This is a genomic window from Pseudomonas reactans (assembly GCF_013385825.1).
GTDB lineage: Bacteria > Pseudomonadota > Gammaproteobacteria > Pseudomonadales > Pseudomonadaceae > Aquipseudomonas > Aquipseudomonas reactans.
In genome coordinates this window covers 134,122-144,551 of sequence record NZ_JACAPG010000025.1, presented here as the reverse complement: position 1 = coordinate 144,551, position 10,430 = coordinate 134,122, and the positions used below count along the sequence as shown (strand labels likewise).

Sequence of the window (10,430 nt, the reverse complement as noted above, 5' to 3'; positions counted from 1 at the left end):
TCTACTGCGGCTTCACCCAGATCCTGTCCATGGGCCGTCGCAACAAAATGACCGGCGTGGCCGAGCAGTTCCAGTACATCCTGCGTGACGAGTCGATGCACCTGAACTTCGGTATCGACGTGATCAACCAGATCAAGATCGAAAACCCACACCTGTGGGATGCCGAGATGAAGGAAGAAGCGACCCAGATGATCCTGCAGGGGACTCAGCTGGAGATTGAATACGCTCGCGATACCATGCCACGCGGCGTGTTGGGCATGAATGCGGCGATGATGGAGGATTACCTCAAGTTCATCGCCAACCGTCGTCTGTCTCAGATTGGCTTGAAGGAAGAGTATCCAGGGACGACCAACCCGTTTCCGTGGATGAGCGAGATCATGGACTTGAAGAAAGAGAAGAACTTCTTCGAAACCCGTGTGATCGAGTACCAGACCGGCGGCGCGCTGAGCTGGGACTAACGTGTAGGAGCCGGCTTGCCGGCGATGGCGATCATGCGGGCGCCATCGCCGGCAAGCCGGCTCCTACAGGTTTGGTGTTGATACCCGTTAAATAGTTTTTATGCCCAATCAAACCATCAAGACCCCCTGCGTCGGCCTGTGCTCCACCGTTTACGGGGATCTGGTCTGCCGGGGCTGCAAGCGTTATCACCACGAAGTAATCCAGTGGAACGGCTATAACGCCGACGAGAAACAGGCGGTGTGGCTGCGCCTGGAGCAATTGCTGGTGCAGGTCATGGCCAGCAAGTTGGAGGTGTTTGATGCGCACCTGCTGCGCCAGCAGCTTGAAACGCGCAAGATCCGCTTCATGCCGCACCAGTCGGCGTATTGCTGGGCGTATCAGCTGATTGCCCGGGGTGCGCGGGTGATTTCCAAGCTGGACGCGTATGGGCTGGCGTTGCTGCCGGAGTTTCGCGAGCGCAGCCTGGCGGATCTGCGGGATGCGATTGACCGAGAGTTTTTCCTGCTGTCCGAGGCGCATTACGAGCGGTATATCGCCCCGGGGTTTATCAGGGAGGCTTTTGGGCCTCCACTGATAGCCAGTTTCTGACTCAGCAATTCCAGGAGGCTGCGCGTTCGGCCTGCAGGTCATAACGCTCAATCGCCTCCTGGCACACCCGCGCCTCCAGATGCCCCTGCTTCACCAACGCCGTCAGCGCCGCCAGCACAATGTGATGGCGGTCCACCTCAAAGAAATCTCGCAACGCCGCCCGCGTATCACTGCGCCCAAAGCCGTCGGTGCCCAACACGGTGTAGTTGGAATCCAGGTAAGCGCCAATCATCTGCGGCACGGCCCGCACATAGTCGGACACCGCGATCACCGGCGCGCCGTTGGGCAAGCACGCATTCACATGGCTGACCCGCGCAACGGCCTGCGGATGCAAGCGGTTCCAGCGTTCAACCTCCCGCGCATCCCGCGCCAGTTCGCTGAAACTGGTGACGCTGAACACTTCGCTCTCCACCTGCCAATCGTCCGCCAGCAACTGTGCCGCCGCTTGCACCTCGCGTACCAACGTGCCGGACCCGAGCAGGCGCACCTTGGCGTCGGCGGTGCCTTGCAGGCGGTACATGCCCTTGATGATCGCCGCTTCAACGCCTTCCGGCAGGCTGGGCTGCGGGTAGTTTTCGTTCATCAGGGTCACGTAGTAGAACTCGTCCACGTCGTGTTCCAGCATCTGGCGCATGCCGTGGTCGAGGATCACCGCGAATTCCCCGGCGAACGCCGGGTCGTAGGCACGGCAGTTGGGCACGGTGGCCGCGCTGAGGTGGCTGCTGCCATCCTGGTGCTGCAAGCCTTCGCCACCCAGGGTGGTGCGTCCGGCGGTGGCGCCAAGCAGGAAGCCACGGGCACGTTGGTCGGCGGCAGCCCAGATCAGGTCACCAACGCGCTGGAAGCCGAACATCGAGTAATAGATGTAGAACGGCAACATGCGCAGGCCATGCACCGAATAACTGGTGGCCGCCGCGACCCAGGAACTGATGGCGCTGGCTTCGCTGATGCCCTCCTCCAGGATCTGCCCGTCGGTGGCTTCGCGGTAGCTGAGGATCGAGCCGATGTCTTCCGGCTCGTAACGCTGGCCGACACTGGAATAGATGCCAATCTGCTTGAACAGGTTGGCCATGCCAAACGTGCGCGCTTCATCCGCCACGATCGGCACGATGCGCGGGCCGAGGGCCTTGTCCTTGAGCAGGTTGGTCAGCATGCGCACGAAGGCCATGGTGGTGGACATTTCCTTGCCGTCGGCAGCCGTGGCGAAGCCGGCATAACCCAATATGGCCGGCACGCTGACCGGGGCGGCGACCTGGCTGCGACTGGGTACGTAGCCGCCCAACGCCGTGCGACGCTGGTGCAGATAGCGCAACTCCAGGCTGTCCTCGGACGGTTTGAAAAAGCTCAGGGATTCGGTCTGTTCATCGGTCAGCGGCAACTGGAAGCGATTGCGGAAGGCGATCAACGCATCGCGGTCCAATTTCTTCTGCTGGTGGGTGGTCATCTTGCCCTGCCCGGCCTCGCCCATGCCGAAGCCTTTCTTGGTCTGGGCCAGGATCACCGTGGGTTTGCCTTTGACTGCGCGCGCGGCGTGGTAGGCCGCATGGATCTTGACCATGTCGTGGCCGCCACGCTTGAGGCGGTCGATCTGCTCATCGCTCATGCCCTCGACCAGCCGCGCCAGGGACTCGCTCTGGCCGAAGAAGTGCTCGCGGTTGTAGGCCCCGTCCTTGGCGGCGAAGGTCTGGAATTGACCGTCAACCGTGTTGGACAAGGTGTTGACCAGCGAACCGTCAGCGTCCTTGGCCAACAACGCATCCCAGTCCGAGCCCCATACCAGCTTGATCACGTTCCAGCCGGCGCCGGCAAACAAGGCCTCCAGTTCATCGATGATGCGCCCGTTGCCACGCACCGGGCCGTCGAGGCGTTGCAGGTTGCAGTTGACCACCCAGGTCAGGTTGTCCAGGCCTTCGCGGGCGGCCAGGGTCAGGGCCGACATGCTTTCCGGTTCGTCCATTTCGCCGTCGCCGAAGACGCCCCACACGTGGCGGTCGGTGGTGTCCTGCAAATTGCGGTGCTGCAAGTAGCGCATGAAGCGCGCCTGGAAAATCGAACTGATCGGGCCGATGCCCATGGAACCGGTGGGGAACTGCCAGAAGTCCGGCATCAGCCACGGGTGCGGGTAGCTGGACAGGCCGCGTGCGCCCTGCTTGGGCCCACCTATTTCCTGGCGATAGTGGGCCAGGTCGTTTTCGCTCAAGCGGCCTTCCAGAAAAGCTCGTGCATAGATACCTGGCGCGGAATGCGGCTGATAGAACACCAGATCGCCGCCGAAGCCCTCGTTACGGGCGCGAAAAAAGTGGTTGAAGCCGACTTCGAACAAGTCCGCCGCACTGGCGTAACTGGCGATATGACCACCCAGCTCGCCGTAGGCCTGGTTGGCCCGCACCACCATGGCCAAGGCGTTCCAGCGCACCAGCGAGGCCAGACGTTCTTCAGTAGCCAGGTCGCCGGGGAATGCCGGTTGCTGCGCCACGCTGATGCTATTGATGTAGGGCGTGCCGTGGCACGGTTTCCAGTCGATGTGCGGAGCGCTGGCATCTTGCGCCAGCAGGTCGAGGATCTGCCGCGCCCGCGCGGGGCCGGCGTGGCTGACCAGGGAAGACAGGGCGTCGCGCCACTCATCCAACTCTTGCTGATCAATCACCGCATTCGTGAAACCGTTCATGGGCACCTCCGGGCTTTTTTTCCAGTTTATGTCGGTGCTGGAGGATTTTTTGCCTGTTATCAGGCGCTATCGGTGGAATTTTGAGCATGAATCACTGCCAATCGTCTTTTTACCAGCACGTTATGCTCAAGCAGGACGATAGCCCGCAATTGTGTTTAAAATGCCGCCCGCTCAACGACCGACGTTTAACGATGACCCCAGACGCACTCGCCACCCTGCACACCCACCTGCTCGCCGCTCTGGCGACGCCACCGGTTGAAACCCGCCGCCTGTTCCACGGCCGTGGCCGTTGCTGGCCGGGCCTGGAGCAACTGACGGTGGACTGGTTGCAAGGCGTGCTGCTGGTGGCGTTGTTCAAGGAACCGGACGCTGCGCAGCTGGAAGCCTTGAAGCACCTGCTGCAAACCGAGTTCGGCATCTACACCATAGCGCTGCAACACCGTTACCTGCCGCAAAGCACCACCGAATGGCTGTCGGGCAACCCAGTCGACGAATTGACCATCACTGAAGGCGGCCTGCGCTACCTGATCGACCTGGGTAAAAAACAGAATAGCGGGCTGTTCCTCGACATGCGCTACGGCCGTAACTGGGTGCGTGAGCAGGCCAAGGGCCAGCGCGTGCTCAACCTGTTTGCCTATACCTGCGGGTTTTCCGTGGCCGCCATCGAAGGCGGCGCCGACCACGTGGTAAACCTGGACATGGCCCGTGGCGCCCTGAGCCGGGGTCGCGACAACCATCGCCTGAATGGTCATGACCTGAGCAACGTCAGCTTCCTGGGCCACGACCTGTTCAAGTCCTGGGCCAAGGTTACAAACAACGGACCCTACGACTTAGTGATCATCGATCCGCCGTCGTTCCAGAAAGGCAGCTTCCTGTTGACCAAGGACTACCAGCGCGTACTGCGCCGCCTGCCGGATCTGCTCACGCCACAGGGCACGGTACTGGCGTGCATGAACGACCCGGCCTTCGGCGAAGACTTCCTGATCGACGGCGTCACCCGCGAAGCACCGGGCCTGCGTTTTGTCGAGCGGCTGCAAAACCCGCCGGAATTTCCTGATATTGACGTGCGCAGTGGCTTAAAGGCATTGGTGTTCCGCCAAGCCTGATGCCGAAACGTCTTACGCTTGCTACGCTAAGTGATACACCGGGGTGGTGAACCTTCTTACCCCCTTCCCGGTCGATACCTGCATTCCCCGGCCAGACTCGACGGCGTCACGTCGTCGGCTGCCCCGTTTCACCTTTTGGAGAACCGCCCGTGATATCGACCCTGCATGTAGCCAGACTCAAAGCCTGGGGCGCCCACGGCTTTACCGCCACCGGTGTGGTATTGGCCTTCCTGGCCACCCTGGCGCTGCTGGAAAACTCACCCAAGGCCTGCCTGCTGTGGCTGGGCCTGGCGCTGGTGGTGGACGGGGTTGATGGCTCACTGGCGCGACGGGTGAATGTGAGCACGGTACTGCCGAGCTTCGACGGATCGGTGCTGGATCTGGTGATCGATTACCTCACCTATGTGTTTATCCCCGCACTGTTTATCTATCGCTATATCGACCTGCCGGACTTTACCCACCTGTTCACGGTGTCAGTGATCCTGGTGTCGTCGCTGTTCTGCTTCTGCAACGTCAATATGAAGAGCAAGGACAACTACTTCGTCGGCTTCCCCGCCGCGTGGAATGTGGTGGCCTTGTGCGTCTATATCATCCAGCCGGAAGCCTGGGTGACCTTGCTGACGGTGATCGGCCTGGCCCTGCTGACCGTGACGCCGATGAAATTCCTGCACCCGTTCCGGGTGAAGCGGTTCATGCCGATCAACATCGCAGTAACCACGATCTGGTTGCTGTGTAGCTTCCTGATGGTGATGGATTACCCGAACACCAACCCGTGGACGTTTGGCTTGTGGTCGCTGATGTCGGCGTATTTCCTCGGGATTTGTATCTGGCGGACGGCGTTGGAGTGGCTCGACAAGCGCCATGGTTGATCACAACTGACTGTAGGAGCGAGCTTGCTCGCGAAGAACGCAAGGCCACCGCGGCGAGCCAGACTACCCACGTAGTCGTTAAGGTTTTTCGCGAGCAAGCTCGCTCCTACAGTCGGCCGGCAGGTAAGATAGCGGCCTTTCGCCCAGCCCCTTCGCTGCGCACCCTGCCAGAAAAGCCCAGCCCATGCCCTTCGAACTCAGCGTAGACCTCACCACCCTCGCCATCCTGGCCGTTGTCGCCTTTATCGCCGGTTTCATCGACGCCATCGCCGGCGGCGGAGGCTTGCTCACCACCCCTGCGCTGCTCACCGCCGGCATGCCGCCGCACCTGGTACTGGGCACCAACAAGCTCAGTTCTACCTTCGGCTCGGCCACTGCCAGCTTTACCTTCTACCGGCGCAAGTTGTTCCATCCGCGCCAGTGGGTGCATGCCATTGTCGGCACGCTGATCGGTGCGCTGACCGGCGCCGTGGTCGCCCACTACCTGCCCGCTGAAACCCTGAACAAAATGCTGCCGGTGATCGTGTTCGCCTGCGGCGTGTACCTGCTGTTCGGCGGCACGCCCAAGGCGCCAGTGGACGCCGATGCACCGATCAAGAAGAAATGGCAATCCACCCAAGGCTTCAGCCTGGGCTTCTACGATGGTGTGGCCGGCCCTGGTACGGGAGCGTTCTGGACCGTGAGCACAATGCTGTTGCACCCCATCGACCTGGTGAAAGCCAGCGGCGTGGCGCGCAGCATGAACTTCGTCAGCAACGCGGGGGCGCTGACGGTGTTCATCATCAATGGTTCGGTGGACTGGATCGTCGGCCTAGCCATGGGCGTGTCGGTGATGTGTGGCGCATTCTTTGGCGCACGCAGCGCGATCAGCGGCGGCGCCAAATTCATTCGCCCGGTGTTCATCACCGTGGTCCTTGGGCTGACCGTGCGCCTAGCCTGGCAGCACTGGTTCAGCGTGGCCTAGTCGACGGGCCAGATACAGGTCGATCAGGTAACGCGCAATCGAACGTGACGCCGGCAACGGCGGCAAGTCGTGGATATTGAACCACTGCGCGTCCTCGATCTCATCAGCCTGGGGCACGATATCGCCCCCGGCGTACTCGGCATGAAAGCCCAGCATCATCGAATGCGGGAACGGCCAGCACTGGCTGCCCATGTACTGGATGTTCTTGACCTCCACCTGCACTTCCTCGCGCACTTCGCGGATCAGGCAGTCTTCGGCCGACTCGCCCGGCTCGGCAAACCCCGCCAACGTGCTGTACACCCCCGTGACAAAACGTGGCGAACGCGCCAGCAGGATCTCGTCGCCGCGGGTCACCAGCACGATCATGCTCGGCGAGATACGCGGGTAGCTGCGCAGGTCGCACGCCTGGCAGAACATCGCCCGCTCGCGCGGAACCTGGACCATCGGTTGGCCGCAACTCCCACAAAACCGGTGTTCGCGCGCCCAGGTGCCGATCTGTGCCGCGTAGCCCAACACCTTGTAAAGGGTGTGATCGCCTTGCAGCATGAAGCCGCGCAGCCCCTGCCAACTGCAACCCGGCACTTGCGCAGAAGCATTGAGTTCCAGCAGGTACACCGGCTCGCCATCAAGGTGGCCGATGCCATGCTCGGCAAATACCGACAGGTCCTGGCGCTTGAGCCATTCCCTGGGAAACAGCGGGCCATTGGTGTCATGCAAAAAGCCGTCGCGGCTGCAGGCAACGGCCCAGCCGCCGGGGGTGTCGTTGTCCAGCAGCGTAGTGGTAATCCAGCCTGGGGTCATGTCAGTCAATCCACGAATTCGGGTTTCTGCTTACTCATGTGGGCCGCGATGGCCACGCGCAGGTCGTTGGATTGCAACATAGCCGAGTTCCAGGTGGCAACGTATTCCAGGCCGTCATTGACTGTATGGTCACGCATATAGCTGATCATGGCCTTGGTGCCGGTGACCGCGATCGGCGACTTGGCGGCGATTTCATGGGCAATCTCCATCACCCCGGCCAGCAGGCTGTCCTGATCGGGATAGACGCGATTGACCAGGCCGATGCTGCGCGCCTCTTCGGCGCCAAACTGACGGCCGGTGTAAGCCAGCTCCCGCAGCATGCCATCGCCGATGATGCGCGGCAGGCGTTGCAAAGTGCCGACGTCGGCGGCCATGCCGATGTCGATTTCCTTGATGGAGAATTGCGCACCTTCGGCGGCGTAACGCATGTCGCAGGCGCTGATCAGGTCGATGGCGCCGCCGATGCAGTAACCCTGAACCGCCGCCAGCACCGGCTTGCGGCAGTTGTCGACGGCATTGAACGAGGCTTGCAACTCCAGGATCTTGCGGCGCAGCAAGCGTGCGTTGCGGCCCACATCCTTGCCGAATTCATTGGCCACCGAGGCCAGCATCATCAGGTCGATACCGGAGGAGAAATGCTTCCCGGCACCGCTGAGCACCACGGCGCGCACGGCGTCGGTATCTTCGACCCACTGGAAAATGTCGATGATTTCGGTCCAGAACGCCGCGTTCATCGCGTTGATCTTTTCCGGGCGGTTGATCTGCACATGGGCAACGTTGCCGGTGAGTTCGACGACGAAAGCTTGGTATTCGGACATGGCAGTGATCCCTGACTGGCGAGTGATAGGCCCGAACTATAACAAGGGAACGTGACGGCACATCGGCCAAAAACGGGACGGGCAAAGGTAATGCAATGTTGTAGGCGCGCGCTTCAAGCAGCGCCGATACATTTCACCCAAGGCCGCCGATTTATCGGCTATACAATCAGGGCCATTGCCTGGAGCCGCCTATGCCGACCACGTTTCGCTCATCGTTGATCCTTGCCCTGGTGGTCGTGCTGACCGGCATCGGCGCCGGGTTGGGCGGGATGCTCTTGGCGTTACTGCTGCATGGCATTCAGCACCTGGCCTACGGTTATAGCCTGGACAGCCTGATCAGCCATGAAACCTTCCTGCTGGGCGTGACGGCGGCGGCGCCCGAGCGGCGCTTGCTGGTGCTGGTTGTGTGCGGCCTGGTCGCGGGAGTGGGCTGGTGGGTGATTTATCGCTATGGCCGGCCGCTGGTGAGCATCAAACAAGCGGTGTCGGAAAAGATGCCAATCATGCCGCCCAAGACCACCCTCGCCCACGCCGTGCTGCAGATCATCACCGTGGCCCTGGGTTCGCCCCTGGGGCGTGAAGTGGCGCCACGGGAAGTCGGCGCGTTGGTCGCCACCTGGTTATCCCAGCGCGCGCGACTCAACCCGCAGATGCATCGCCTGATCGTCGCCTGCGGTGCCGGTGCGGGCCTGGCGGCGGTGTACAACGTGCCGTTGGGTGGCGCTGTGTTTGTGCTGGAAGTGCTGGTGGGCGCATTCAGTTGGCCGGCGGCGGTGATTGCATTGGCGACGTCAGCAATTGCGGCCTCGGTGGCGTGGATCGGGCTGGGTGCGGAATCGCAATATGTGGTCCCGCACTTTGTACTGAGCCCGGCGTTGATTGCTTGGGCGGTGGTGTGCGGGCCGGTATTTGGCGTGGCGGCCTACGGATTCTCCCGGCTCACCGGCAAGGCGCGGGCGAATGCCGCCAGAGGCTGGCGCTTGCCCGTGCTGTCGTTAATCAACTTCGCCCTCATCGGCGGCCTGGCGATGGTATTGCCGCAAATACTCGGCAATGGCAAAGGCCCGGCACAATTGGGTTTCGACAATGAACTGACGATTGGGCTGGCGGCTTTATTGCTGCTGGTCAAGGTGCTGATCACCACCAGCAGCCTGCGCGCCGGAGCCGAAGGCGGCTTGCTCACCCCCGGCCTGGCCAACGGCGCCTTACTCGCCATCCTTCTCGGCGGCGCCTGGAGCCTGCTGTGGCCGGGCGTGCCCCTGGGCGCATTTGCAATCATCGGCGCCGCCGCCTTCCTGGCCGCCAGCATGAGCATGCCGCTGACCGCGATTGTGCTGGTGGCGGAATTCACCCGCATCGACCATGACTTCCTGGTGCCGATCATCCTCGCGGTGGCGGGCTCGGTGTGCATCAGCAAGCTCTGCAGCCGCTGGGAAAACGCTGGATAAAACCCTGCACACACGCCATCCTTTGCGCTTTAAGCCGCCCCCATTCGCGGCGCTAGACGTTTGAAGGATATGCCCATGCACGCCCAACCCCTCACTCCTGCCGAATTCGAATTCATCGAAAATACCCTGCTCAAGTACGGCGACGACCACTCGGTGCTGAACCTGGCCGAACTCGACGGCTACTTCACCGCACTGGTGTCCAGCCCGGTCCAGGTGGACGTGGCTGAGTGGTTCCCCGCGATCTGGGGCGGCCAAAACCCGGAATGGGACAACATGGACGAAGCGCAACGCTTCCTCGAACTGTGCGTGCGCCACCTCAACACCCTGGCCGGACAACTGGCGACCGACGTCGCCGGCTTCAACGCCCGCTTCGACGAAACCGAACACCAAGGCCACCCCGTGACCCTCGCTGAAGAATGGTGCTTTGGCTACATCCGCGGCGGCGCCATCGGCAACTGGCCGGAACTGCCGGCAGAACAGGCTGCACTGCTGGAAAAAATCTCCTGGTGCGCCGAACAAGACAACTTCGAACTCCCGGCCGACCTGGATGTGCAGGCACACCAGCAACGCGTCAGCGAAATCGAACCGGCTGCGCGGGAGCTGCATGATTACTGGTTGGCGAAGCGATAACAGCCTGCTGGGACCGAGGCGCCTGCATCGCCGGCAAGCCGGCTCCTACAGAAAACAAAAAGCGTATCCACGATGCGAA

10 protein-coding genes are annotated in these 10,430 nt (G+C 61.8%); 7 read left to right on the top strand and 3 right to left on the bottom strand.

Annotated features, from left to right (window positions below; translation table 11 throughout):
- Positions 1–458: ribonucleotide-diphosphate reductase subunit beta (locus HX868_RS29460; protein WP_177004854.1), on the top strand; the 458-nt coding region annotated here is incomplete at its 5' end.
- Positions 459–558: 100 nt separating this feature from the next.
- Positions 559–1,047, top strand: a complete 489-nt coding sequence (locus HX868_RS29455; RefSeq protein WP_028615973.1) for a DUF1289 domain-containing protein — start codon at positions 559–561, stop codon at positions 1,045–1,047.
- A gap of 1 nt (position 1,048) precedes the next feature.
- On the opposite strand, the gene mdeB is transcribed toward HX868_RS29455, so the two are convergent.
- Complete coding sequence (gene mdeB / locus HX868_RS29450; RefSeq protein WP_177005284.1) at positions 1,049–3,715, bottom strand: alpha-ketoglutarate dehydrogenase; 2,667 nt, start codon at positions 3,713–3,715, stop codon at positions 1,049–1,051.
- 191 nt (positions 3,716–3,906) lie between these two features.
- On the opposite strand from mdeB, the gene HX868_RS29445 reads away from it, so the two are divergent.
- The 3 genes from HX868_RS29445 to HX868_RS29435 all read left to right on the top strand — a co-directional run bounded on the left by HX868_RS29445 (position 3,907) and on the right by HX868_RS29435 (position 6,654).
- Positions 3,907–4,821, top strand: a complete 915-nt coding sequence (locus HX868_RS29445) for a class I SAM-dependent methyltransferase (protein WP_177005283.1) — start codon at positions 3,907–3,909, stop codon at positions 4,819–4,821.
- 149 nt (positions 4,822–4,970) lie between these two features.
- Positions 4,971–5,690: a phosphatidylcholine synthase gene (gene pcsA / locus HX868_RS29440; protein WP_095015988.1), complete on the top strand. Its 720-nt coding sequence runs from the start codon at positions 4,971–4,973 to the stop codon at positions 5,688–5,690.
- A gap of 184 nt (positions 5,691–5,874) precedes the next feature.
- A complete protein-coding gene (locus HX868_RS29435) occupies positions 5,875–6,654 on the top strand; it encodes a TSUP family transporter (protein WP_177005282.1) in 780 nt (259 codons plus the stop codon).
- Here HX868_RS29435 and nudC read toward each other — a convergent pair.
- The gene (nudC, locus tag HX868_RS29430; RefSeq protein ID WP_177005281.1) at positions 6,622–7,455 is read right to left on the bottom strand and encodes an NAD(+) diphosphatase; all 834 of its coding nucleotides are present in this window, start codon (positions 7,453–7,455) and stop codon (positions 6,622–6,624) included. The two genes, HX868_RS29435 and nudC, sit on opposite strands and share 33 nt — an antisense overlap.
- 5 nt (positions 7,456–7,460) lie before the next feature.
- Positions 7,461–8,273, bottom strand: a complete 813-nt coding sequence (locus HX868_RS29425) for a crotonase/enoyl-CoA hydratase family protein (protein ID WP_177005280.1) — start codon at positions 8,271–8,273, stop codon at positions 7,461–7,463.
- A 191-nt stretch (positions 8,274–8,464) separates the two neighbouring features.
- Here HX868_RS29425 and HX868_RS29420 point away from each other — a divergent pair, with 191 nt between their 5' ends.
- Together HX868_RS29420 and HX868_RS29415 are read left to right on the top strand one after the other, a co-directional pair.
- Positions 8,465–9,721 carry a chloride channel protein gene (locus tag HX868_RS29420; protein WP_177005279.1) on the top strand — a complete coding sequence of 419 codons (1,257 nt, stop codon included), beginning with the start codon at positions 8,465–8,467 and terminating at the stop codon, positions 9,719–9,721.
- A gap of 75 nt (positions 9,722–9,796) precedes the next feature.
- A complete protein-coding gene (locus HX868_RS29415; RefSeq protein WP_177005278.1) occupies positions 9,797–10,351 on the top strand; it encodes a UPF0149 family protein in 555 nt (184 codons plus the stop codon).
- Positions 10,352–10,430: the final 79 nt, after the last annotated feature.

Excerpts from the sequence above, each read along its gene's own strand:
- HX868_RS29455 (WP_028615973.1), top strand. The coding sequence starts at position 559 with ATGCCCAATCAAACCATCAAGACCCCCTGCGTCGGCCTGTGCTCCACC.
- mdeB (WP_177005284.1), bottom strand. The coding sequence starts at position 3,715 with ATGAACGGTTTCACGAATGCGGTGATTGATCAGCAAGAGTTGGATGAG.
- HX868_RS29445 (WP_177005283.1), top strand. The coding sequence starts at position 3,907 with ATGACCCCAGACGCACTCGCCACCCTGCACACCCACCTGCTCGCCGCT.
- HX868_RS29435 (WP_177005282.1), top strand. The coding sequence starts at position 5,875 with ATGCCCTTCGAACTCAGCGTAGACCTCACCACCCTCGCCATCCTGGCC.
- nudC (WP_177005281.1), bottom strand. The coding sequence starts at position 7,455 with ATGACCCCAGGCTGGATTACCACTACGCTGCTGGACAACGACACCCCC.
- HX868_RS29425 (WP_177005280.1), bottom strand. The coding sequence starts at position 8,273 with ATGTCCGAATACCAAGCTTTCGTCGTCGAACTCACCGGCAACGTTGCC.
- HX868_RS29420 (WP_177005279.1), top strand. The coding sequence starts at position 8,465 with ATGCCGACCACGTTTCGCTCATCGTTGATCCTTGCCCTGGTGGTCGTG.
- HX868_RS29415 (WP_177005278.1), top strand. The coding sequence starts at position 9,797 with ATGCACGCCCAACCCCTCACTCCTGCCGAATTCGAATTCATCGAAAAT.